The sequence below is a fragment of the Parageobacillus sp. NEAU-HV-2 genome (genome assembly GCF_059115485.1).
Map to the genome: position 1 here is coordinate 196,563 of NZ_JBXUJJ010000001.1, position 23,131 is coordinate 219,693.

Annotated in this window: 21 protein-coding genes and 2 pseudogenes; 20 read left to right on the top strand and 3 right to left on the bottom strand. The window is 46.3% G+C overall.

The window, feature by feature from the left end; translation table 11 throughout:
- Positions 1-82: 82 nt before the first annotated feature.
- The gene (locus tag AC1WMD_RS01115) at positions 83-2,446 is read left to right on the top strand and encodes a nitric-oxide reductase large subunit (RefSeq protein WP_494255778.1); all 2,364 of its coding nucleotides are present in this window, start codon (positions 83-85) and stop codon (positions 2,444-2,446) included.
- Positions 2,447-2,521: 75 nt separating this feature from the next.
- Here AC1WMD_RS01115 and AC1WMD_RS01120 read toward each other — a convergent pair whose 3' ends face one another.
- Positions 2,522-2,668, bottom strand: a complete 147-nt coding sequence (locus tag AC1WMD_RS01120; protein ID WP_186003906.1) for a hypothetical protein — start codon at positions 2,666-2,668, stop codon at positions 2,522-2,524.
- A gap of 128 nt (positions 2,669-2,796) precedes the next feature.
- Between AC1WMD_RS01120 and AC1WMD_RS01125 the strand changes: the two genes are divergently transcribed.
- The 5 genes and pseudogenes from AC1WMD_RS01125 to AC1WMD_RS01145 all read left to right on the top strand — a co-directional run.
- Complete coding sequence (locus AC1WMD_RS01125) at positions 2,797-3,030, top strand: DUF2249 domain-containing protein (RefSeq protein WP_494255779.1); 234 nt, start codon at positions 2,797-2,799, stop codon at positions 3,028-3,030.
- 110 nt (positions 3,031-3,140) lie between these two features.
- Complete coding sequence (locus AC1WMD_RS01130) at positions 3,141-3,719, top strand: molybdenum cofactor guanylyltransferase (RefSeq protein ID WP_494255964.1); 579 nt, start codon at positions 3,141-3,143, stop codon at positions 3,717-3,719.
- Positions 3,720-3,790: 71 nt separating this feature from the next.
- Positions 3,791-4,909, top strand: a complete 1,119-nt coding sequence (locus AC1WMD_RS01135; protein ID WP_494255780.1) for a TIGR04053 family radical SAM/SPASM domain-containing protein — start codon at positions 3,791-3,793, stop codon at positions 4,907-4,909.
- Between the two features lie 234 nt (positions 4,910-5,143).
- Complete coding sequence (locus AC1WMD_RS01140; protein WP_494255781.1) at positions 5,144-6,316, top strand: MFS transporter; 1,173 nt, start codon at positions 5,144-5,146, stop codon at positions 6,314-6,316.
- 85 nt (positions 6,317-6,401) lie between these two features.
- Positions 6,402-6,617, top strand: a pseudogene (locus tag AC1WMD_RS01145) (cupredoxin domain-containing protein); the annotation flags it as partial.
- A gap of 288 nt (positions 6,618-6,905) precedes the next feature.
- Here AC1WMD_RS01145 and AC1WMD_RS01150 read toward each other — a convergent pair.
- Complete coding sequence (locus tag AC1WMD_RS01150; RefSeq protein WP_494255782.1) at positions 6,906-7,616, bottom strand: Crp/Fnr family transcriptional regulator; 711 nt, start codon at positions 7,614-7,616, stop codon at positions 6,906-6,908.
- 232 nt (positions 7,617-7,848) lie between these two features.
- Between AC1WMD_RS01150 and modB the strand changes: the two genes are divergently transcribed.
- Together modB and moaA are read left to right on the top strand one after the other, a co-directional pair.
- On the top strand, positions 7,849-8,505 hold the full coding sequence (gene modB, locus AC1WMD_RS01155) for a molybdate ABC transporter permease subunit (protein WP_494255783.1): 657 nt from the start codon (positions 7,849-7,851) through the stop codon (positions 8,503-8,505).
- A 14-nt stretch (positions 8,506-8,519) separates the two neighbouring features.
- The gene (gene moaA, locus AC1WMD_RS01160) at positions 8,520-9,545 is read left to right on the top strand and encodes a GTP 3',8-cyclase MoaA (RefSeq protein ID WP_043903775.1); all 1,026 of its coding nucleotides are present in this window, start codon (positions 8,520-8,522) and stop codon (positions 9,543-9,545) included.
- A 42-nt stretch (positions 9,546-9,587) separates the two neighbouring features.
- Here moaA and ric read toward each other — a convergent pair whose 3' ends face one another.
- Positions 9,588-10,292 (bottom strand): iron-sulfur cluster repair di-iron protein, encoded by a 705-nt coding sequence (ric, locus tag AC1WMD_RS01165; protein ID WP_494255784.1) that lies wholly within the window; start codon positions 10,290-10,292, stop codon positions 9,588-9,590.
- A gap of 457 nt (positions 10,293-10,749) precedes the next feature.
- Here ric and AC1WMD_RS01170 point away from each other — a divergent pair, with 457 nt between their 5' ends.
- The 12 genes and pseudogenes from AC1WMD_RS01170 to argF all read left to right on the top strand — a co-directional run bounded on the left by AC1WMD_RS01170 (position 10,750) and on the right by argF (position 23,044).
- The gene (locus tag AC1WMD_RS01170; protein ID WP_494255785.1) at positions 10,750-12,009 is read left to right on the top strand and encodes a molybdopterin molybdotransferase MoeA; all 1,260 of its coding nucleotides are present in this window, start codon (positions 10,750-10,752) and stop codon (positions 12,007-12,009) included.
- Positions 12,006-12,518, top strand: a complete 513-nt coding sequence (gene mobB, locus AC1WMD_RS01175; protein ID WP_494255786.1) for a molybdopterin-guanine dinucleotide biosynthesis protein B — start codon at positions 12,006-12,008, stop codon at positions 12,516-12,518. Before AC1WMD_RS01170 ends, mobB begins: the two co-directional genes overlap by 4 nt.
- Positions 12,511-12,981, top strand: a complete 471-nt coding sequence (locus AC1WMD_RS01180; RefSeq protein WP_494255787.1) for a molybdenum cofactor biosynthesis protein MoaE — start codon at positions 12,511-12,513, stop codon at positions 12,979-12,981. Before mobB ends, AC1WMD_RS01180 begins: the two co-directional genes overlap by 8 nt.
- The gene (gene moaD / locus AC1WMD_RS01185) at positions 12,978-13,208 is read left to right on the top strand and encodes a molybdopterin converting factor subunit 1 (RefSeq protein WP_043903780.1); all 231 of its coding nucleotides are present in this window, start codon (positions 12,978-12,980) and stop codon (positions 13,206-13,208) included. The genes AC1WMD_RS01180 and moaD overlap by 4 nt, the downstream gene beginning before the upstream one ends.
- Positions 13,209-13,213: 5 nt before the next feature.
- Positions 13,214-13,369 (top strand): annotated as a pseudogene (locus AC1WMD_RS01190) (YwiC-like family protein); the annotation flags it as partial.
- Between the two features lie 257 nt (positions 13,370-13,626).
- Positions 13,627-14,664, top strand: coding sequence for an N-acetyl-gamma-glutamyl-phosphate reductase (gene argC, locus AC1WMD_RS01195; RefSeq protein ID WP_043903782.1), 1,038 nt, complete (start codon positions 13,627-13,629; stop codon positions 14,662-14,664).
- Between the two features lie 16 nt (positions 14,665-14,680).
- Positions 14,681-15,913, top strand: a complete 1,233-nt coding sequence (gene argJ, locus AC1WMD_RS01200) for a bifunctional ornithine acetyltransferase/N-acetylglutamate synthase (RefSeq protein ID WP_043903783.1) — start codon at positions 14,681-14,683, stop codon at positions 15,911-15,913.
- A 15-nt stretch (positions 15,914-15,928) separates the two neighbouring features.
- Positions 15,929-16,702 carry an acetylglutamate kinase gene (argB, locus tag AC1WMD_RS01205; protein ID WP_494255788.1) on the top strand — a complete coding sequence of 258 codons (774 nt, stop codon included), beginning with the start codon at positions 15,929-15,931 and terminating at the stop codon, positions 16,700-16,702.
- Positions 16,702-17,862 (top strand): acetylornithine transaminase, encoded by a 1,161-nt coding sequence (gene argD, locus AC1WMD_RS01210; RefSeq protein WP_494255789.1) that lies wholly within the window; start codon positions 16,702-16,704, stop codon positions 17,860-17,862. Before argB ends, argD begins: the two co-directional genes overlap by 1 nt.
- Before the next feature lie 55 nt (positions 17,863-17,917).
- Positions 17,918-18,988, top strand: coding sequence for a carbamoyl phosphate synthase small subunit (locus AC1WMD_RS01215; protein ID WP_494255790.1), 1,071 nt, complete (start codon positions 17,918-17,920; stop codon positions 18,986-18,988).
- Positions 18,981-22,106 carry a carbamoyl-phosphate synthase (glutamine-hydrolyzing) large subunit gene (carB, locus tag AC1WMD_RS01220; protein WP_494255791.1) on the top strand — a complete coding sequence of 1,042 codons (3,126 nt, stop codon included), beginning with the start codon at positions 18,981-18,983 and terminating at the stop codon, positions 22,104-22,106. Before AC1WMD_RS01215 ends, carB begins: the two co-directional genes overlap by 8 nt.
- Positions 22,103-23,044: an ornithine carbamoyltransferase gene (argF, locus tag AC1WMD_RS01225; RefSeq protein WP_494255792.1), complete on the top strand. Its 942-nt coding sequence runs from the start codon at positions 22,103-22,105 to the stop codon at positions 23,042-23,044. The genes carB and argF overlap by 4 nt, the downstream gene beginning before the upstream one ends.
- Positions 23,045-23,131: the final 87 nt, after the last annotated feature.

A 23,131-nucleotide genomic window follows, 5' to 3' on the forward strand; every position in this document is an offset into this window, starting at 1 on the left:
TATGCGTTTGTCATGACTCACATTTTTTTTATTTTTGCAGCGTTACAATCAGGGTGAATCAAAGATAGGAGGTTGAGGATAGATGGAAGTGAACCCATCAGTCCGTCCGTCTTTACGTCCCGAACGGCGGACACAAAATAGTTTCCTTAAATCAATATTAGTTTTTACGATTTTAATCAGCTTTACCGTCCTGCTTGTCGGCGGATACTGGATTTTTAAAGAAATGGCGCCGCGGCCGAAAGAAGTGCGGAGCGAAAGCGGCAAAGTGTTGATGACAAAAGAAACGATTATCGGCGGACAGGCCGTATTTCAAAAGTATGGCTTGATGGATTACGGTACCGTACTTGGGCATGGATCTTACATGGGTCCAGATTATACAGCAGAGGCATTGAAGATTTACACAGAAGGAATGCAAGAGTATAAAGCAAAAGAACTTTATGATAAACCGTTCTCGCAACTATCCAAAGATGAAAAAACGATCATTCGTGATAAAGTAATTAAAGAAATGCGGAAAAACCGCTACAATCCGGTTACTGATGTGCTTGTGCTAACCGATGCGCAAGTGTATGGACTCGAAAAAGTCCGCGATTATTATCGCGATGTATTCACCAACGGTGACGGCTGGGGCTTGCAAAAAGGGCTAATTAAAGAATCAGATATGCCGAAAACACATCGCGCCTGGGTAGCGGACAGCGACCAAATTCGGCAAATTGCTGATTTCTTCTTCTGGACAGCTTGGTTATCAAGCACTCCAAGAATTGGGGACCACATTACGTACACAAACAACTGGCCATATTATGAAGATGCAGGAAATACGATGTCGTTTTCCGCCATGTGGTGGAGCGGAGCAAGCGTGACCATCTTAATTTTATTTGTCGGGATTATTTTGTTCTTCTTCCATCGCTATCAATTGAGCATGCAGGAAGCATATAAAGAAGGACAATTCCCGGTTATCGATTTGCGTAAGCAGCCATTGACTTCTTCGCAAGTGAAATCAGGAAAATACTTTACGATTGTTGCTGTGCTGTTTTTCGTTCAATCGATGTTTGGTGCGTTACTTGCCCATTATTATGTAGAGCCAGACAGCTTTTTCGGCATCAAATGGATTCATGATTTATTGCCGTTTAACATTGCGAAAGGCTACCATTTACAATTAGCGATTTTCTGGATTGCGACATCATGGCTAGGCATGGGGGTTTTTATCGCACCGCTGGTCGGCGGGCATGAGCCGAAAAAACAAGGGCTTCTCGTTGATATTTTGTTCTGGGCGCTTGTTGTTCTTGTCGGCGGCAGCATGATCGGTCAATGGCTCGGAGTAAACGGATATTTAGGAAACAGCTGGTTCTTGCTTGGCCATCAAGGTTGGGAATATCTTGAGCTTGGCCGCATTTGGCAAATTATATTAGTAGTAGGCATGTCTATTTGGTTATTTATCGTCTTCCGCGGCATTAAGAGCGGATTGAAACGGGAAAGCGATAAAGGCGGATTGATTCACTTATTGTTCTACTCGGCGATTGCGGTGCCGTTCTTTTACATCTTTGCGTTCTTTATGAAGCCGGACACGAACTTTACGATGGCCGATTTCTGGCGCTGGTGGATTATCCACTTGTGGGTAGAAGGAATTTTTGAAGTGTTTGCGGTTGTTGTGATCGGCTTTTTGTTGGTGCAAATGAAACTTGTCACAAAACAATCTACAGTAAGAGCGTTATATTTCCAATTTACGATCTTGCTTGGCAGCGGGGTCATTGGCATCGGTCACCACTATTATTACAATGGTTCGGCGGAAATATGGATCGCACTTGGTGCCGTCTTCTCGGCGCTCGAAGTCATTCCGCTTACATTGCTTATTTTAGAAGCATATGAACAGTATAAAATGATGCGTGATGGCGGGGTTAACTTCCCTTATAAATCGACATTCTGGTTCTTAATTTCTACAGCGATTTGGAACTTAGTCGGTGCGGGAGTGCTTGGATTCCTCATTAACTTGCCGGCAGTCAGCTACTTTGAACACGGACAATTTTTAACGCCGACTCACGGCCATGGGGCGATGATGGGAGTATACGGAATGTTCGGTATTGCCGTGCTGCTTTATTCATTGCGTAACATCGTGAAACCGGAAGCATGGAATGATAAATGGTTAAAATTCGCATGCTGGATGCTCAATATCGGGCTTGCAGGAATGATTGCAGTGACGCTGCTGCCAATCGGTATTCTGCAAATGAAAGAAGCGTTTGAACATGGCTATTGGGTATCGCGTTCTCCAGCGTTTTTACAACAGGATCTTGTACAAAACTTGATTACGATCCGTGCTGTTCCAGATACGATTTTCTTAATTGGTGTCATTGTGATTATGGTATTCAGCGTCAAATCGCTATTCCATTTGCGTAAACCGACACACGGTGAGAAAGAAGCGCTTCCGGTTGCCGATCTAACCAAAGAAGAATAAATAAAAAGAATCACAGCACAAATCGCTGTGATTTTTTTTATCTCTGTATGATAGCGCTTTCTATTTTGTTCATTGTTAGCTGCTTTTCGCTTCTTCTTTTTCTTCGTAACATTGAAAACAATACAACGTTTCTTTTTCGTCGCTAACGATGCCGTTTAAAAACCCGTGCAAACAATGTATCGGTTTGCCGCACTGCGAACAAAAGCCAACAAGCTCTTCCAACATCATTTCTCCTTTCATAAACGATTGAAAATTATCATTCGTAAGTTGTGATGTTCATCACTACGACAAACGACAAAAACGATTATGATGTGTATATAATTCATTATACTATAAAGGAGGCAACAATTATGAGACAATTTGCCATAAAAATTCATGCTCCTGATTATGAACCGCGCGAAAGACATCCTGCGATTTTTCGCTTATTCGATAGCTTGAAACCAGGTGAAGTGATGGAATTAACAAACGATCATGATCCGCGTCCGTTACATTATCAGTTTATGATGGAGCGTCCAGAACAGTTTACTTGGGAGTACTTAGAAGAAGGACCGGAAATTTGGCGAGTGGCAATCGGTAAAAAATAAATAAGATTTTTAGAAAAGATTCCTAGAAAATTACGGGAATCTTTTCTTTTCGTTGCCTTCATGATACAGTGAAACAGAGAGTTGGCGAAAGGGGACAGACGGTGAAAGGAATGACAGGGATTGTTCTTGCCGGGGGGCAGTCGCGGCGTTTTGGCAGCCCGAAAGCGTTTGCCAAGTTTAACGGAAAATATTTTTTTGAAATTGCTGTAGAAACGTTACGCACAGTGACAGAGGATATTTATATTGTTAGTCATCCTTCACTAGTAGACTGTTTTCGACAAAAGACAGTGGAAAAAGTGGTCATGGACGATGAACGATATCGTGGTCAAGGACCGCTTGCTGGAATTTATACGGCTATGAAAGAAAGCGAAGCGGAATGGATGTTTGTGCTTCCGTGCGATATGCCGCATATGCGGCCGGAAGTCGCGATAAAACTTGCGGAATATGTTAACGAGGAATTTGATGCGATTATATGCGCGCATTTTGGCCAAATTCAGCCGTTAGTTGGCATATATCATCGACGGACATGCGAGCAAATCGAAAAGTTGCTGCAAGCAAAGGATAACAGGATGAAGTCGCTTTTTCATCGTTGTCAAGTCCGCTATGTGACGGAACAAGATTTTTGGGAAGATGAGATCGTATTTCGCAATGTAAATGAACGAAATGAGTATGACGATATTGTGACATAAATGGTTTTGTGATTTATGTCACATGAGTATTCCTTCCTATGCAGTACAATGAAAGCAAGGAGGGGAAATAAGTGAGGGACTTTAACGAAAATCCGTTTATTGTGATTTGGGAATTAACAAGGGCATGTCAGTTAAAATGTCTTCATTGCCGGGCGGAAGCGCAATATCACCGCGATCCGCGCGAATTGACATTCGAAGAAGGGAAAAAGTTAATTGATGATATATATGAGATGGACCAGCCGCTTCTCGTGTTTACTGGCGGAGATCCGCTCATGCGCCCGGATGTATATGATCTTGCGAAATATGCGATTGACAAAGGCCTTCACGTTTCAATGACGCCAAGCGCGACGCCGAACGTTACAAAAGAAGCAATTCGAAAAGCGAAGGAAGTTGGGCTTTCACGTTGGGCGTTTAGTTTGGACGGGCCAAACGCGGAAATTCATGACCATTTCCGCGGAACACCTGGTTCCTTCGATTTGACGATCAAAGCGATTGAATATTTGCATGAGCTTGATATCCCGGTGCAAATTAACACCGTTATTTCTCGTTACAATGTTCATGCTCTTGATGAAATGGCAGAGTTGGTTGAAAAACTAAAATGTGTGCTTTGGAGCGTCTTTTTCCTTGTGCCGACAGGACGCGGAAAAGATTCGGACATGATTTCGCCGGTAGAGCATGAAAAAGTGTTTCGCTGGCTTTATGAAACGAGCAAGCGTGTCCCGTTTGACATAAAAACAACGGCAGGGCAGCATTACCGCCGTGTCGTGTTACAATCGAAAATGCGGGAAAAACAAATCACCGGCGCTGGAATTAACTATGAAGATGTGTTGATGAAAGGACTGACCGGTCAAGTCGACGGTCTTGGCCGTGCGCCAAAAGGAGTTAACGACGGCAACGGATTTGTTTTTATTTCTCATATTGGTGATGTCTATCCGAGCGGACTGCTTCCGGTAAAAGCCGGAAACGTCCGTGAAACGCCGCTCGCGGAAATTTACCGGAATTCGCCGATTTTCCAAGACTTGCGTAACCCTGATAAATATAAAGGAAAATGCGGTGTATGCGAATTCCGCTACGTTTGCGGCGGCTCGCGCTCGCGGGCGTATGCTGTTACCGGCGATTACTTAGAAAGTGAACCGTATTGCGTATACATTCCAAAAGCGTTGCGGCAAAAAGACAAGCGTTTATCTTAATCACAATGTTCACTGGCTCTCTTTTATTAGGGAGCCAGTTTTTTATTTGCGCGTTCACGGAAACGGTTTTCTAGACATGTTGACATGATAAAGATGGAAATCAACTTTTTACAATTATGTGACACTACAATAAAATGTGACAAACTTCACAAACATTCTTTTTTTATTTCCGTATGATGAACTCAAAAGCAGATAAATGTTATATAGCTGTGACCAAAAAGGAGGATTTTCGCGATGAATAAGCAAAAAGCCCTTTTGCCGATTACAACGTTGGCGATGACGTTTGCGTTTGCGGTATGGGCGGTATTTTCTCCGTTGGCAAGCACGTTTCAAGAAATGTATGGTTTGACTTCGACACAAAAAAGCATTTTAGTTGCGATTCCAGTTTTGCTTGGTTCCGTTATGCGCATCCCGCTTGGGATTTGGACGGACCGACTTGGCGGTAGACGGTTGTTTTCGCTGCTGCTATTGTTTTTGATTATTCCGCTAATTGGGGCGGGTTTTGCTAATTCGTATGCCATGTTAATGTTTTGGGCGTTCTTTATTGGAATGGCAGGGACGTCGTTTGCAATTTCTGTTACGTTCGTATCGCGCTTAACACCGCCAGAAAAACAAGGAACAGCGCTCGGCATTAACGCGATGGGCAATATTGGAACGGCAGTGGCAAGCTTCTCTGTTCCGTCGATCGCGGCAACATTTGGAGTACAATGGGCGTTTTGGGGAATGATTATCCCGGTTGTAGTCATGCTCCTTCTTGTTTGGTTCTTTACTCCGGATATGCCAAAGCCTAAGCAGCAAAAAACGATGCTTGATTCGTTATCTGTGTTGAAATATAAACATACGTGGACTTTATCGCTCTTTTATTTCGTTACATTCGGGGCATTTGTGGCATTCAGTATTTATCTGCCATCGCTGCTTATTGATTTATATGGTTTAACTCCGGTTGATGCCGGTCTTCGCGCCGCTGGATTCACCATTATTGCGACACTCGCAAGGCCGATTGGCGGAAACCTTGGCGATAAAATCGGTGCCGAACGGGTATTGAATTTTGTTTATGCTGGCATTACGATTGGAGCGCTTGTCATTGCGTTTGGCATGAAAAATATCATCTTGATGACAGCGGCATGCTTATTTATCGCGATGGTGGCTGGATTAGGAAACGGTGCGGTCTTTAAGCTGGTCCCGCAGCTGTTCCCGGCAGAAACAGGTGCTGTCACCGGTATCGTTGGCGCATGGGGCGGACTCGGCGGCTTTTTCCCACCAATTTTAATGGGGATTGTGAAAGACATAACAGGCTCTTATGTGCTCGGATTTATTCTCCTTAGCTTGTTTGCCCTTATTTGCTTCCTGCTTAACCGCACGGTTTTCGGCAAAAAAGTGGGCGAACTGTCAAATCCATATGTGTAACAAACAGCGGGTCGTTTCAAGCGATCCGCTTTTTTGCTTATATTATATAGCTAAATGTTTAAGTAAAACGTATTTCGTTCAATCCATCATTATCGACGGTAATCCAAACAACCATCTAAAAGGCTTGCAGACCGTGATGCTTCCGGCGAGCGGAGGCGCAGTCGTTGAGTTTACCGTCACACGCCCGGGCAGCTACCCGATCGTCACTCACCAATTCAACCACGCACAAAAAGGCGCCGTCGCAATATTAAAAGTAACGGAAACTGGTGAAGATGATGGCACAGAAACAAGCGGGCACTAACCGTTTCCCGTTCCGCCAAACGAGAAACGGCATGCCGCTACAAAAGATTCCCTTCTTCTATTGTAAAGGATTATAGAAAAATATAAGTGATGTACATCACACAACATAAAAGGAGAGATGAAAACTCTCCTTTTTGAAATGTGAAGTGATCCAGTAAATGGGACAAGGAAAAAACACCTCCTGAATCGAATATATAACTCAATTCGATTCAGGAGGTGTTTGTTTTATAAGGACAAGAGTTCATGATCCGGAGGAGATCAAGTGATCCAAATGGAAAAAGGAGAGATTTTATTCAATACAACAAATATCCGCCGGACAGTCTTCGCATTGAATTTCCTGTTTTAAATAGTTGAGGTCATGGATCGTGATTTTTCCTTTTTTAATGGAAAGAACGCCTTGCTGCTTTAACACGTTTAACATGCGGTTGACGCTTTCGCGGGTGGTGCCGCAAAAGTTGGCTAAATCTTGGTTTTTCAGTGTTAAGTCGATGAGGATGCTTCCGTTATCCAGCTTGACGCCATAGCTGTTGCACATACGGATGAGCGTAGAATATAGCGCTCCTTTTTTGCCGTGCATAATTAAATCGCGAAATTTCGTTTGTGTCCGACGCGCATGCATACTGACCCATTGCATATATTCATAGGTAAGCGAAGGATTGGTGAGGAGCTGCTGTTCTAAATCATTTTTTTTAATGACTGCTACTTCGCCATCTTCGATTACTTTTGCTGTTAATAAATAGCGAGGTTCTGTTGTAAACAATGTTAGCTCGCCGATAATTTCCCCAGGGCCGCAGATGCGGAAACACATCTCTTTTCCGTCAGCGCAAATTTTGCTTATTTGCACTTTACCCGAAAGGATGAGATATAATTCAGCGGCGACCATTCCTTCTTGGAATAAAAACGTCCCTTTTTGTATTTTAACTGTATGTTTGGCAGAACGAAGCAATTCGCGCAAATGGGCAAAGCGGTTTTGCGGGTTGAACGTTTTGGCTGCAAGCATCTGTTTCACCTCAATGGTTTGTAGTTACTTTCATTGTAAAAAACAATGAAAGTGTTTGGGAGTGATAAAAATCACAAATTTTTTCGATTCGTGATCGTTGTTATAAACTTTTCTAACTTTTCTAAAACTATTTGCATATTTAGTATGTTAAAATGTGAGTAGCATCACAACATTTTTCTTCCTTTTTTTATATAGTGGAACAAGAAACGGTGTTGTTGAAAGAGGTTTTGTGATGATGGAGTTTTGGTCACCGGTTTGGTTATCGATAAAGGTCGCATTTGTTTCTGGAGCAATGGTTGTGCTTTTCGGCATCATCACGGCCAAGTTGATGGCGCGCCGTCGGTTTCGTGGAAAAATCGTCATTGAAACACTGCTGATGCTTCCGCTCGTGCTGCCGCCATCGGTAGTCGGCTTTTTCCTTATCATTTTATTCGGAAAAAACAGCGTAATTGGCAAGGGAATTGAAACGTTGTTTCACGCACCGGTGATGTTTACATGGTACGCAGCGGTGATTGCGGCCATTGTTGTTTCCTTTCCGCTCATGTATCAATCCGCCAAGGCTGGATTGGAAGCGGTGGATGAAACGATTGAAGGAGCGGCGCGTATCGACGGAGCAAATGAATACCAAGTTTTTTGGTATATATCGATTCCGTTGGCGAAAAAGGCGCTTATTTCTGGGGCGATTTTGGCATTTGCCCGCAGTCTCGGCGAATTTGGCGCTACACTGATGTTTGCGGGAAATATTTCGGGGAAAACGCAAACGATGCCGACCGCCATTTATGTGGCGATTGAGTCGGGAGAAATGAATTTAGCGTGGGCGTGGGTCGTCGTTACAATGCTTTTGTCGTTTTTCCTGTTGTTGTGTGCGACCGCGTTTAAATCACATTGAAAGGAGGAAGAGGGATGGAGAAAAAAAAATCGGAGGCCGTTGCCGATCGCTGGAACCGACCGCTTCGTGATTTGCGCATTTCGGTAACGGATCAATGCAATTTTCGCTGTGTTTACTGCATGCCGGCAGAAATATTCGGTCCGAATTTTCGTTTTTTGCGTGAAGAAGAATTATTAACGATAGAGGAAATGGTGTTGCTTGCCGAAAGTTTTGCCGAGCTTGGCGTCGAGAAAATTCGCATTACCGGGGGAGAGCCGCTGCTAAGACGGGATTTGGATGTCTTAATTGAACGATTGACACACATTCCCGGCATTCGTGATATCGCGCTGACGACGAATGGTATCCATTTAGTGAAATGGGCCAAACGTTTAAAAGAAGCGGGGTTAAAGCGCGTCAATGTCAGCTTGGATGCGCTTGATGATGACGTATTTAAGAAAATGAACGGCGTCGGCGTCGGGGTGGCACCGGTGTTAAAAGGGATTGAGGCGGCCGAGGAAGCTGGGCTTGGCGTCAAAGTAAACATGGTCGTGAAAAAAGGAATGAACGACTCGCAAATTATTCCAATGGCCAATTATTTTAAAGAACGGGGCATTACGCTTCGTTTTATTGAGTTTATGGATGTCGGCACAACGAATGGATGGGATTTCTCACATGTTGTCACGAAAAAAGAAATGTATGAACAACTGCAGCAACTCCATCCGCTCGAGCCAGTGGAAAAAGCCTACTTCGGTGAGGTGGCAAGCCGCTACCGCTATGTTGGCACGAACGTGGAAGTCGGCTTTATCGCCTCGGTGACCGAATCGTTTTGTCGCAGCTGCACACGGGCGCGCATTTCCGCCGATGGTACGCTGTATACGTGCTTGTTTGCGTCAAGCGGTGTTTCGTTAAAAGAAAAGCTGCGTTCGGGAGCGGATAAAGGGGAGATCAAGAAAGTGATTGCATCCACATGGAACATGCGGACAGACCGCTACTCGGACGAACGGACGGAGCAAACGGCGAAAATGCGGAAGAAAATCGAAATGTCTTATATCGGCGGATAAACAAACCGGACTTGCTCGTTAGTGGAGCAGTCCGGTTGTTGTTTATTCTGTTTCATTAAGAACGCGTGGAAATAAAATGTTATTTTCCAAATGGATATGTTCAAATAAATCTTCTTCTAGCGCTTCTAGTCGATTGTAGACAAGGCGGTACGTACCGCATGCATCTTCCGGTGGGGTAAAGTCATTCGTAATTTCACGAATCGTTTTGATGATGTCGCCAGCAACGTCATGTTCATTGACAAGTTCGTGAACCACTTGTTTCATCGTTTCTCTGTTTTCCGGAGTCGGAGTTTCTTCAAATTGCAAAATAAGTGGGAAAGCGTAAGTTTCTTCTTTAACGGTATGCTGTTCCAATTCGGTTTTCAGCTCGTTAAACAGCTTATGAACTTGTGCAAGATGCGGATGATGCATTCCGTGGACGCGCATCACTTTTGTGACGTAAGGGCTGAGCTGCGGCAGTTCTTCCGCCAAGTAACGATGATGTTTTCCAATGATATGATCGATCAGCTCGCGATAAGAAGCTTCCTTCCAGTTTTTATCGATTTTTTCGAGCGATTGGGCATAAAGCGTGTTCAGCTCTTCTAAAATCGCTTGTCCGTCCAAACCGCGCTCTTTTATTGCCTCCTGCAATGGGCGCTGCCCTCCGCAGCAAAAATCAATTTTGTATGCTTTGAAAATATCGCTTGCCTTTGGGAATTGTGCTACGATATCACCGATGAGCGCTTGCTCTGTAAACCATTTTTCCATGGCTGATACCTCCATCTTTATCAATCATTACAACTTAAGCATATTTCTTTTCTTTTTTGCATGTCGTGATGTACATCACATAAATGAAGAAATTTTGAACAAATTGTGTTAGGAAAGAAATGAAACGGATAAATGTGAGGAACATCACAACTAACTTTGTTTCGTTTCCGTACAATAAAAAACAAGAAAGAAGAAAAGAGGGAATATGATGTTCCGATTGCTAAGGTCTGGCTAGTTGGAAACCGAAAATAAACAGTTAGAAAGTCGCCTAAAAGAAGTAGAGAAGCGGCTTGCTGAAAGAGAAGATACGATGCAGCAGTTTATTCGAAGAGTTTGGCGAAACGATCCAACAGCATGAGTTAGTAAGCGGCCAGCATACTGTCCTAGCGAAATAGTTGAAAAAATTATGAAAAAAGTTGATAATGTCAATAACGGTAACGAGAAGAGGGAGAAAAGCATGTTGGAAAAGCGAACTCCGATTCCGGTAACGGAAGCGATCGAAAGGGTCATGAAATATGCACGGGAAGGGGAAGCGGAAACGGTTCAGCTTGAGGAAGCATACGGTCGGTACTTGGCTGAAGAATTGCGCGCCGATCATGACGTTCCGCCGTTTGACCGCTCCCCATACGACGGTTTTGCCATTCGCGCTGTGGACTCCGCACAGGCGAAGCTGGACAACCCGGTCGAATTTGAGGTAATTGAAACGATTGGAGCGGGGCAAGTAGCTATGAAAACGGTTTCGCCATTTCAGGCAGTGCGCATCATGACAGGAGCGCAAATTCCCGCTGGATGCGACGCGGTTGTCATGCTTGAATTAGCGAAACGATATGAGCGGGATGGCAAAACATATATCTCGATCAAACGACCGTTCCGTCCGGGAGATAATATTTCGTTTCAAGGAGAGGATGCGAAAAAAGGCGATGCGCTTGTTCCAAAAGGTACGCGGATCAATCCCGGCGTGCAGGCGCTCCTCGCGACCTTTGGATATGCCGAGGTAAAAGTGGCGCGCAAGCCGCGCATCGGCATTTTCGTGACAGGCAGCGAGCTTTTGGATGTATCTGACCCGCTCGTGCCGGGAAAAATCCGCAACAGCAACGCCTATATGATTCAGGCACAAGTGGCCCGCAGCGGCGCGGAGCCGGTTTATTTCGGCAAATTAATGGACGATCTGGATACTTGTTTTGCCGCGATCCAATCCGCGCTCGATCAAGTGGATATGTTGATTACAACAGGAGGCGTCTCCGTCGGGGATTATGATTATTTGCCGGCCATTTATGAACGTCTCGGCGCTGAAATGCTGTTTAATAAAGTAGCGATGCGGCCGGGCAGCGTGACGACGGTTGCGCACCTTGACGGCAAGCTGTTGTTTGGGCTGTCGGGCAACCCATCCGCCTGCTATGTCGGCTATGAACTGTTTGTACGCCCCGTTGTGCGGACGTGGCTATTTTCCGCGAAACCGTATTTGAAAAAAGCAACGGCAACGTTGACGGTCGACTTTCCAAAGCCAAACCCGTTTACCCGCTTTGTCAGAAGTTACGTAGCGTTCGAAGACGGACGGTTAACGGTGGCGCCGGTTGGCATGGATAAATCGAATATTGTCACATCACTCGCGAAAGCGAACGCCCTGATGGTGCTTCCGGGAGGGACGCGCGGGTTTGCCAAAGGCGATACCGTCGAGGTGTGGCTGCTAGAAGACGAAGAGGGAAGCGACATATGAACGTCTGGCAAGTAGTCGGCTATAAAAACAGCGGCAAAACGACGCTGATTGAAAAATGGGTGAAAATCGCGTCTTCCGAAGGATACCGTGTTGGAACGATCAAACATCACGGACACGGCGGTGAGCCGGAAAGACGATATGCGAATGCCGACTCAGAGCGCCACGAGCGGGCGGGGGCGGTTTGTGTGTCGGTGGAAGGAGACGGATTGCTCGAGCTTCATGCCCGCCGGCCATCATGGTCGCTCGCGCAAATTTTATCGTTCTATCAACTGTTGCCGCTTGATTTTGTCCTTGTCGAGGGCTACAAAAGCGAACGATATCCAAAAGTAGTAATGGTGCGAAACGAAGAGGACTGGGATTCGCTCTCCCAGCTTTCGAACATTATTGCCGTTATTATGTGGCAACCTTTTTCACAGCCACCCTTTCTTTCATATCCTTTATTTTCCATTGATGACGAAGAAAGTTATTTACATTGGTTGATGAATGAGGTGAGAAAAAACGATGAATGAACGTCTTTTTGTCATTACGGACAAGCCGATTTCCGTCGAAGAAGTGATCCAAAAAGTGATGCGTCCGGAAGCTGGCGCGGTGGCCACGTTCATCGGCACGGTGCGCGAATGGACGAAGGGAAAGCGGACGTTATTTTTACAATATGAGGCGTATGTGTCGATGGCAGAAAAAATGCTCGCACAAATCGGTGCAGAAATTCAGGAAAAATGGCCGGAAACCAAAGTTGCCATTACCCACCGAATCGGCAGGCTGGATATCGGGGAGGCTGCTGTAGTCATCGCCGTATCATCGCCGCACCGAAACGACGCGTATGAGGCAAACCGGTACGCGATTGAGCGCATTAAACAAATTGTTCCGATATGGAAGAAGGAACACTGGGAAGATGGCACGGAATGGGTCGGCAATCAATTAGAGACAAAAGCGTACCCGACAGGGAGACCGGAAGAGGAGGATTTGCGATGATTACACTGCTTTTTTTCGCCCACTTGCAGGAGGCGGTTGGCGAAGAACGCGTCATCCTGCCGCATGTCCCAAAAACGGTAAAAGAATTAAAGGAAGAAGTGAAGCAACGTTACCATATTAGCCTAGAACAAGTGATGGTCGCGGTCAATGAGGAATATGCCGGCGATGAGCAAACGCTTCAGCCTGGCGATATTGTCGCCTTTATTCCACCGGTAAGCGGAGGATGAGAACAATGAAAAATCAGCAAAAGAAATGGATAGTTCCGAAACAACACGGGGCCTGGGCGATGTTGATTGTTCCATTTTTGTTAGGCGCATATGCAGGCGGATTTACATGGCTTCATGTCCCGCTGTTTGTCGGCTGGTTTTTCCTATACTTAGCGACATATTGCCATGATAGTTCTTTATTCATAAAAACGAGGTGCGCATGTTGACGCACCTCGTTTTTTAATAGCGCATTGCCGATGATCAAGCGTCTTTCAATTTGCTTCGTCAATGTGCATCGTTCATTTCCTTTCAAAGAGGGAGACTACTCGAAAAATGTTTAAAAATATTAAAAAAATAATTAAATATACATTTGATTTTATTTTTATACAGTATTATAATGATTACTACATGAAGTACAATTCGTCTGAGGAGGAGCGCCATGAATATTGCCATTATCGGTGCGACCGGCTACGGCGGTGCGGAATTGCTAAGGTTTTTACGCAACCATCCTCATGTGCGTCGTTGTCATCTTTATTCATCTTCGCAAGAAGGAATTCATCTTTCGGAAAGTTTCGCGCACGTCGGTGAAATAGCGGGAGCGGTGCTGCAAAAAATAGATGTCGAACAAATTGCCGATGAATGCGAGGTCGTTTTTTTCGCCACTCCGCCGGGAGTTTCCGGTACACTGGCGCCTGCATTGATCGACCGAGGAGTGAAAGTGATTGACTTATCGGGTGATTTTCGCTTAAAAGACGGATCGGTATACGAAACGTGGTACAAGCGGCAAGCGGCTTCCGATCATTATTTACAGCAGGCGGTATACGGGCTAACGGAGTGGAATAAGCCAAACATCCAAGAGGCGCAGCTTCTTTCCAACCCGGGATGCTATCCGACGGCGACATTGCTTGGTTTGGCGCCGCTTGTCAAAGAACAGCTTATCGAAGAAAATTCGATTATCGTCGATGCCAAATCGGGAGTATCGGGAGCGGGACGAAAGGCGTCATTGAACACCCATTTTTCGGAAGTGAACGAAAACGTCAAAATTTATAAAGTAAATTCCCATCAACATATTCCGGAAATCGAGCAAATGTTGCAAACGTGGAATGAACGCATTCAACCGATTACGTTCAGCACGCATTTAATTCCGATGACAAGAGGAATTATGGCAACGATTTACGCAAAAGCAAAGCAACCCCTGTCTGTAGACATGTTGGTAGATTTATATAAAACAAGTTATAAAGATTCCATGTTTGTCCGCATTCGTAAGCCTGGGCAATTTCCATCGACGAAAGAAGTATATGGTTCCAACTATTGCGATATCGGTGTTGCTTATGATGAACGGACAGGAAGAATTACCGTCGTTTCCGTCATTGACAACCTTGTCAAAGGGGCGGCGGGGCAGGCGATTCAAAATTTCAACGTGATGATGGGCTGGAACGAAGAAAGCGGACTTACGTACATGCCGATTTATCCGTAAGGAAGGAGAGCAAACGATGGCGATTGCAAAACAAGAAGCAAAGATAGTTTCCGTTGACGAAGGCACGGTAGTAACACCAAAGGGATTTAAAGCGGCCGGAGTTCATGCCGGCTTGCGTTATACGAAAAAAGATTTGGGCGTCATTCTATGCGAAGTGCCGGCATCTTGCGCCGCCGTTTATACACAGAACGATTTTCAGGCGGCACCGCTCAAAGTGACGCAGCAAAGCATCGCCGTAGAGCAAAAGCTGCAGGCGGTCGTTGTCAACAGCGCCTGCGCCAATGCGTGCACGGGCCAGCAAGGATTAAAAGATGCTTATGAAATGAGAGAGCTATGCGCGCAGCAATTCGGCATTGCCCCGCATCGTGTCGCTGTTGCTTCCACCGGAGTGATTGGGGAATTGCTGCCGATGGAAAAAATCCGCGCAGGAATCCAAAAGTTGCAGCCAGGAGATTCGCTCGACCATGCCGAGGCGTTTCAAACAGCGATTTTAACGACGGATACGGTGATGAAAAAAGCATGCTATCAAACGACGATCGACGGGAAAACCGTAACCATCGCTGGAGCGGCAAAAGGATCGGGAATGATCCATCCGAACATGGCGACGATGCTGGCGTTTATCACCACCGATGCCAATATTTCTTCACCGCTATTGCAAGAAGCGCTTCGTTCGATCACGGATGTGTCGTTCAATCAAATTACGGTAGACGGCGATACGTCCACGAACGATATGGTAATTGTTATGGCAAGCGGGCTTGCTGGAAATAAGGAATTAACGCCGAATCATCCAGATTGGAAAAACTTTTATGAAGCGCTGAAAAAAACATGTGAAGATTTAGCAAAGCAAATCGCCAAAGACGGTGAAGGGGCGACAAAGTTAATTGAAGTGCGGGTGAACGGGGCGAAATCGGATAACGATGCGAAAAAAATAGCCAAACAAATCGTTGGTTCTAATTTAGTAAAAACAGCGGTCTATGGTGCTGACGCCAACTGGGGAAGAATTATCTGTGCGATCGGCTACGCAGGCGCAATGGTGAATCCGGACAATGTCGATATTGCGATTGGACCGATTGTGATGCTAAAAGGAAGCGAACCGCAGCCGTTTTCCGAGGAAGAAGCGAGCGCCTATTTACAAAACGATGTGATCGTTATTGAGGTGGATCTGCATCTAGGCAGCGGCAAAGGAGTTGCCTGGGGATGTGATTTAACGTACGACTACGTGAAAATTAATGCAAGCTATCGCACGTAACAAGGGGAGAGAAAGATGGGAGAGACGGTTGTCATTAAATGCGGCGGCAGCGTATTAAGCGATTTGTCTTCAGAGTTTTTTACTAGTTTACAAGCGATGTATGCACAAGGCATGAATATTGTTCTCGTTCATGGCGGTGGCCCGGAGATCGGACAGATGTTAAAGCGGCTCGAAGTTCCCAGTGAGTTTGTGGACGGCTTGCGCAAAACGACAAAGGAAGTATTGGACGTCGTGGAAATGGTTTTGGCGGGAAAAGTGAATAAACAGCTTGTCGCAATCTTGCAGCAGCATGGCTTGCCGGCCGTCGGCGTTTCTGGCATCGATGCTGAGCTGCTCGAAGCGGAGCCAATCGATTTTATGAAGCTTGGCTACGTGGGCGAAGTGGTCAGGGTCAACGCCGCTTTGATTCATCACTTGCTGCAGCTGCGTTACATTCCGGTTATTTCGCCCCTCGGCGCGGATAAGGACGGACAAAAATACAATATTAACGCCGATACGGCGGCAGGGGCGATAGCGAAGGCGATCGAAGCAACGCAGCTTTTATTCGTGACGGATGTTCCGGGGATATTGCGGGACGGTGCGGTCGTCGAGCGGGCGACGGTCGAGGCGATTGAGCAGATGATCAAAGACGGCGTGATTACAGGCGGGATGATTCCGAAAGTAAAAGCAGCGCTGGCCGCGCTGTCGGAATCGCTGCATGAAGTGATGATCGTCAGCGGAAAAATGTCATTTTACCAAAACGGAAGTTGGTACGGAACAACGATTCAAAGCGAAGTGGGGGTATATTAATGGGAGCGCTATTTCCGACATATAACCGTTGGAGCATTTGTGTACAATCCGCCGAAGGAACGACGGTTACCGATATAAATGGGAAGCAATATTTAGATTTTGTTTCCGGAATTGCGGTTTGCAACCTCGGGCATCGCCATCCGGCCGTGCAAAAAGCGATCGAAGCGCAGCTAAATCAATTTTGGCATGTATCCAATTTATTTACGATTCCGTTGCAAGAAGAGGTGGCGCAGCTTCTTACGGCAAACAGCTGCGGCGACTACGTATTTTTCTGCAATAGCGGCGCGGAAGCGAACGAAGCGGCGCTGAAGCTGGCCCGCAAACATACCGGACGGCATAAAGTCATCACCTTTCAGCAGTCGTTTCACGGACGGACGTTCGCCACGATGGCGGCGACTGGTCAGGAAAAAGTCCATAAAGGATTTGGTCCACTTTTGCCGGAATTTGTTCATCTGCCGTTTAACGATGTGGAGGCGCTCGAAAAAGAAATGAACGAAGAAATTGCCGCGGTGATGGTGGAAATCGTACAAGGAGAAGGCGGCGTCAGACCGGCGGAGCCAACGTTTCTCCAAAAGGCGGCTGAACTTTGCCAGCAATACGGCGCCCTATTCATTGTCGATGAAGTGCAAACCGGCATCGGCCGCACCGGCAAACCGTTTGCCTATCAATATTTTAATATCGAACCGGATATTATTACGACGGCGAAAGGGTTAGGCAGCGGCATTCCAGTCGGCGCGATGATCGGCAAAGCGTTTTTGAAGGATACGTTCAGTGCCGGGGTGCACGGTTCGACGTTTGGCGGCAATGCGATTGCGATGGCAGCCGCGAAAGCAACGTTAGAAATTATTTTCCAGCCCGACTTTTTACAAAATGTCCAAGAAAAAGGAACATACTTTTTAGCGAAGCTTCAAGAAGCGCTCGGGGAATTGGAGTTCGTGAAAGAGGTGCGGGGACTTGGTTTATTAGTTGGCATTGAATGCCATGGAGAGATTGCGCATTTGCTTCCAGCCATTCATGAAAAAGGATTGCTTGTCTTATCAGCGGGACCAAATGTCGTCCGCTTGTTGCCGCCGTTGATCGTGACAAAGGAACAATTGGATCAAGCGGTGCAGATCGTGAAACAAACGATGCAAAAGGCGGGAGTCGCAGCGGCGAAATGATCGTCGGCTGCATTTTTATCCTTATTAATAAAAACTCGATCATGAGGTGTCATAAATGAAAGCATATTTGCATTTAGCCAACGGAAAGACGTTCACCGGACAATTGGCATCGCCGCTTCCCAATGGGGAAGTAAGCGGGGAGATCGTCTTTTTCACCGGCATGACCGGCTATCAAGAAGTATTGACAGACCCTTCTTATAAAAATCAAATTATTGTGTTCACGTACCCGCTCATCGGAAATTACGGAATTAATGCCAATGATTTTGAAAGCAAGCGTCCGCATGTGCAGGCGGTCGTGGTCTATGAGGTGAGCAATCAAGGATATCACTACGAAGCGAAGTATAGCTTGAAAGAATATTTGCAGCAATGGAACATCCCGCTATTAACCCATGTCGATACGCGCGCATTAGTGAAAGAAATCCGCAATGAAGGAACGATGATGGCGCAGTTGACGGTATCACCGTCGTGCACGTTCGTGGAGCCGGCTTACAATTTATTTCCAGTACGCGATGTGTCGACGCCGCAAATCGAAACGTACGGGGATGGCCAACTGCATCTCGTGTTAATCGATTTCGGCTACAAAAAATCGATTTTGCAGTCTCTCGTCACACGCGGATGCAAAGTGACGGTCGTTCCATACCATACTTCGCTGCAAACGGTCGAATCGTTAAAACCGGATGGCATCGTTCTATCCAACGGCCCGGGCGACCCGAAACAGCTTTCTCCGCATTTAGCCAACATCCGGCAACTCATCGACCGTTATCCGACGTTGGCGATTTGTCTAGGCCACCAGCTAGTGGCGCTTTCCTACGGGGCTGACACGGAAAAACTTCGCTTCGGACATCGGGGGGCCAATCAGCCTGTCTTTGATGCGGTGAAACAAAAAGTGTTTATGACCTCGCAAAACCATAGTTATGTCGTCAAAAAAGACAGTTTGGCGAACACCCCATTTCATATTCGCTTTACCAATGTCAATGACGGTTCTGTCGAAGGCATGGTGCACCGCCATAAACCGATTTTATCGGTGCAATACCATCCGGAGGCGCATCCAGGCCCTGGCGATACGGATCATATTTTTGACGAGTTTCTACAAACGGTGGTAAAGGGAGAGAAAGTCTATGCCTAAAGATACATCACTACAGTCGATTCTTATCATCGGATCCGGCCCGATTGTCATTGGCCAGGCCGCGGAGTTTGATTATTCCGGCACGCAAGCATGCATTGCCTTAAAAGAAGAAGGCTACCGCGTCATTTTAGTGAATAATAATCCGGCGACGATTATGACCGATGACGTTCATGCCGATGCCGTTTATTTTGAGCCGCTGACAGTAGACAGCGTCGAGGCGGTGATCGCCAAAGAACGGCCTGATGGGCTGCTCGCGACGTTCGGCGGACAGACGGGGTTAAACTTAGCGTTTCAGCTTTATGAAGCAGGAATTTTGGAAAAATACGGGGTGAAACTGCTCGGAACGCCGATTGAAGCGATTAAAAGAGGGGAAGACCGCGAAGCATTTCGCGCCTTGATGTATGAATTAGGCGAACCTGTTCCGGAAAGCGAAATTATTACCAATATCGACGAAGCGGTCGCATTTGCCGAAAAAATCGGCTTTCCGATCATTATTCGTCCTGCGTACACGCTCGGCGGAACCGGGGGCGGCATTGCCGAAAATATGGAGCAATTTGTGGCACTCGTCGAAAAAGGGCTAGCGGAAAGCCCGATTACACAATGCTTGATTGAGCGGAGCGTCGCCGGGTTTAAAGAAATTGAATATGAAGTGATGCGCGATCATACCGATACGTGCATTACTGTCTGCAATATGGAAAATGTCGATCCTGTCGGCATCCATACGGGCGATTCGATCGTCGTCGCCCCGTCACAGACGCTGACAGACGAGGAATATCAAATGCTTCGCTCCTCGGCGATTAAAATTATTTCCGCGCTTGGCATTATTGGCGGCTGCAATATTCAATTTGCCCTCGACCCGTTCAGCAAGCGCTATTATTTGATTGAAGTCAACCCGCGCGTCAGTCGTTCCTCGGCGCTTGCTTCCAAGGCGACCGGATATCCGATTGCCCGCATTGCCGCGAAATTGGCCGTCGGCTATACGCTGGCAGAACTGTTGAACCCGGTAACGAAAACGACGTATGCCAGCTTTGAACCAGCGCTCGATTACGTCGTCGTAAAATTTCCGCGCTTGCCGTTTGACAAATTTCCGCTTGCTGACCGCCAACTCGGCACGCAAATGAAAGCGACCGGAGAAGTGATGGCGATCGACCGTAACATGGAACGCGCGTTTCAAAAAGCGGTTTATTCGCTAGAAGGCAAAAATAACGGCCTGTATTTGCCGGAGCTGGCCGAAAAAACAGAAGCGGAACTGAAACAGCTGCTTGTAAACAGGGATGACCGTCGTTTCTTTGCCATTCTTGAGCTGTTCCGGCGCGGGGAAACGATCGATACCGTCTATGCGCTAACGAAAATCGACCGTTTCTTTTTGCATTCGTTTGATCAGCTCATCAAATTGGAAAAGAAAGCGAAAGAGACAAATCTAGACGAAATTGACGAAGCGACGTTCCGTCTTTTGAAGGAAAAAGGTTTTTCGGATGCATTTTTGGCGGAAGCGTGGGGCGTGAAAGAGAAAGACGTGAGGGAAAAGCGAAAACAGCTCGGTATCCTTCCAGCCTATAAAATGGTCGATACGTGTGCCGCCGAATTTCGTTCGGAAACGGATTATTATTATTCCGCTTATTTTGGCGAGGACGAACGGAAAAAAAGCGATAAGGAAAAGGTGCTGATTATCGGAGCCGGGCCGATCCGTATCGGCCAGGGAATCGAATTTGACTACAGTTCTGTCCACAGCGTCTATGCTCTGCAAGAAGAAGGATATGAAACGGTGCTAATGAACAACAATCCGGAAACGGTCAGCACCGACTTTGCCGTGGCGGACCGGCTTTATTTTGAACCGTTGACGTTAGAAGACGTGTTAAACGTCATTGAAGCGGAACAAATCAATAAAGTGATCGTTCAATTTGGCGGACAGACGGCCATCAATTTGGTGAAAGGGCTGGAGGAAGCCAATGTCCCGCTTCTTGGGGTTACGTACGATGTCATTGACCAGTTGGAAGATCGCGACCGTTTTTATCAGCTGTTAGAAGAGCTTGATATTCCGCACGTGCCGGGAATGATGGCCAATAACGAAACAGAGTTGCTTGCCAATGCTGAAAAAATCGGCTATCCGATACTGCTTCGTCCTTCTTATGTTATTGGCGGCAGAGGAATGTTTATTGTCAAAGACGAACAGCAGTTGGCAGCGCTGTTAGCGCAAGGGATGATTGCGTATCCGTTGCTGATTGATGCGTATTTAGACGGAAAAGAAGCGGAAGTCGATGTCGTGACCGATGGAAACGATATTTTGCTGCCGACCATTATAGAACATGTCGAAAAAGCAGGGGTGCATTCCGGAGACAGCTATGCATGGCTGCCGGCCCAAACGCTGACAAAGGAAGAGCAAAACAACATGATCGCTTATGCGGAAAAAATCGCGAAAAAGCTGCAATTTAAAGGGATTATGAACATCCAATATGTCCTGGCCAACGGGCAAGTCTATGTTCTCGAAGTCAATCCGCGCGCAAGCCGGACCGTACCGATTGTCAGCAAGGCAACAGGGATTCCGCTTGCGCAAATTGCGACAAAATTATTGCTTGGGAAATGTTTAAACGATGTTGTTGGCGAAAAACAGCGGCGTTTGGCGAACTTGCCATATATCGTTTTGAAGTATCCGGTATTTTCAACATATAAATTACCGGGGGTTGACCCGCTTGTCGGGCCGGAAATGAAATCGACCGGTGAGGGGATCAGCATTGCAGCGACAAAAGAGGAAGCAGCAACAAAAGCTTTTTATTCGTATTTAGGGAAAAAGCGCGAGGCGCGGGAAATTTATATAAATGGAGAAATAGATGAACCATTGCGTGAACAAATAAAAGAAAAACAATTAATCATTGTTTCTGGCGTGCCATTTTCCGAATGGGTGAAGCGAAAAGAAGCACTGGCGTTTCTCGATTTGCAAAAGGATGAAACAAGTTTTGAATATCGAACGATTGCGTTGTCCCGTCAAATCATGGTGTTTACCGAAAAAGAGACGCTTGCTCTCTTTTTGCAAGCGATCGGCGTGAATCCGTTTGCGGTTTCGTCGATTCAAGAGTGGCTTGAAAAGAAAAAACAAATGGAGAAAGCGGTGATCGTATGAACACAGTCGTTTCCCTAAAAGGAAAAGATTTTTTAACATTGATGGATATTTCGACAGAAGACATTCATTATTTACTGACGCTTGCTGCGCAATTAAAAGAAAAGCAGCTTGCCGGACAATCTTACACTCCGCTTATCGGGAAAACGTTGGCGATGATTTTTGAAAAACCGTCTACGCGTACGAGGGTATCATTTGAGGTAGGAATGATTCAGCTTGGCGGGAGCGCGCTTTATTTAAACAGCAATGATTTGCAGCTCGGACGCGGTGAAACGATCGCCGATACCGCACGAGTGTTGTCACAATATGTAGACGCGATTATGATTCGGACGTTTGCACATAGTAAAATTGAGGAGCTCGCTCAATATGCGACGATTCCGGTGATTAACGGATTGACTGACGATGATCATCCGTGCCAGGCGCTTGCCGATTTATTGACGATTTATGAAGTAAAGAAGACGTTAAAAGGATTGAAACTTGCTTATGTCGGCGATGGAAACAATGTCGCTCATGCGCTGATGATTGCCGCTGCTAAGGTCGGCATGGACTGCACCATCGCTTGCCCGCATGGCTATGAACCGAAAGAAACTTATGTAAATGCAGCCGTGCAAATTGGGAAACAATGCGGGGCAACCATTACGGTGACACACAACCCAATCGAAGCCGTTGCCGATGCCGACGTTATTTATACGGACGTATGGACGAGCATGGGCCAGGAACAAGAAAGCGAGCAGCGTCTTGCCGTATTCCAGCCGTTTCAGGTAAATGGTGAATTAGTGAAACATGCGAAACCGGATTATATGTTTTTGCATTGCCTGCCGGCCCATCGTGGGGAAGAAGTGGTCGCGGATGTGATTGATGGACCGAATTCGTACGTATTTCAGCAGGCGGGCAACCGCCTTCACGTGCAAAAAGCGATTTTAGTTTCTTTATTGAAATAGCACCGGGAATATACCCGGTGTTTTTTATGCAGCCATTATTTGTCCGGTTATGAATAAACGAGGGAGAGGGAATGATAAAAATGCACT

What these genes read in the sequence shown, in the direction of transcription:
- AC1WMD_RS01115 (WP_494255778.1), top strand. Translation starts at nt 83, where the DNA reads ATGGAAGTGAACCCATCAGTCCGTCCGTCTTTACGTCCCGAACGGCGG.
- AC1WMD_RS01125 (WP_494255779.1), top strand. Translation starts at nt 2,797, where the DNA reads ATGAGACAATTTGCCATAAAAATTCATGCTCCTGATTATGAACCGCGC.
- AC1WMD_RS01130 (WP_494255964.1), top strand. Translation starts at nt 3,141, where the DNA reads ATGACAGGGATTGTTCTTGCCGGGGGGCAGTCGCGGCGTTTTGGCAGC.
- AC1WMD_RS01140 (WP_494255781.1), top strand. Translation starts at nt 5,144, where the DNA reads ATGAATAAGCAAAAAGCCCTTTTGCCGATTACAACGTTGGCGATGACG.
- AC1WMD_RS01150 (WP_494255782.1), bottom strand. Translation starts at nt 7,616, where the DNA reads ATGCTTGCAGCCAAAACGTTCAACCCGCAAAACCGCTTTGCCCATTTG.
- modB (WP_494255783.1), top strand. Translation starts at nt 7,849, where the DNA reads ATGATGGAGTTTTGGTCACCGGTTTGGTTATCGATAAAGGTCGCATTT.
- moaA (WP_043903775.1), top strand. Translation starts at nt 8,520, where the DNA reads ATGGAGAAAAAAAAATCGGAGGCCGTTGCCGATCGCTGGAACCGACCG.
- ric (WP_494255784.1), bottom strand. Translation starts at nt 10,292, where the DNA reads ATGGAAAAATGGTTTACAGAGCAAGCGCTCATCGGTGATATCGTAGCA.
- AC1WMD_RS01170 (WP_494255785.1), top strand. Translation starts at nt 10,750, where the DNA reads ATGTTGGAAAAGCGAACTCCGATTCCGGTAACGGAAGCGATCGAAAGG.
- mobB (WP_494255786.1), top strand. Translation starts at nt 12,006, where the DNA reads ATGAACGTCTGGCAAGTAGTCGGCTATAAAAACAGCGGCAAAACGACG.
- AC1WMD_RS01180 (WP_494255787.1), top strand. Translation starts at nt 12,511, where the DNA reads ATGAATGAACGTCTTTTTGTCATTACGGACAAGCCGATTTCCGTCGAA.
- moaD (WP_043903780.1), top strand. Translation starts at nt 12,978, where the DNA reads ATGATTACACTGCTTTTTTTCGCCCACTTGCAGGAGGCGGTTGGCGAA.
- argC (WP_043903782.1), top strand. Translation starts at nt 13,627, where the DNA reads ATGAATATTGCCATTATCGGTGCGACCGGCTACGGCGGTGCGGAATTG.
- argJ (WP_043903783.1), top strand. Translation starts at nt 14,681, where the DNA reads ATGGCGATTGCAAAACAAGAAGCAAAGATAGTTTCCGTTGACGAAGGC.
- argB (WP_494255788.1), top strand. Translation starts at nt 15,929, where the DNA reads ATGGGAGAGACGGTTGTCATTAAATGCGGCGGCAGCGTATTAAGCGAT.
- argD (WP_494255789.1), top strand. Translation starts at nt 16,702, where the DNA reads ATGGGAGCGCTATTTCCGACATATAACCGTTGGAGCATTTGTGTACAA.
- AC1WMD_RS01215 (WP_494255790.1), top strand. Translation starts at nt 17,918, where the DNA reads ATGAAAGCATATTTGCATTTAGCCAACGGAAAGACGTTCACCGGACAA.
- carB (WP_494255791.1), top strand. Translation starts at nt 18,981, where the DNA reads ATGCCTAAAGATACATCACTACAGTCGATTCTTATCATCGGATCCGGC.
- argF (WP_494255792.1), top strand. Translation starts at nt 22,103, where the DNA reads ATGAACACAGTCGTTTCCCTAAAAGGAAAAGATTTTTTAACATTGATG.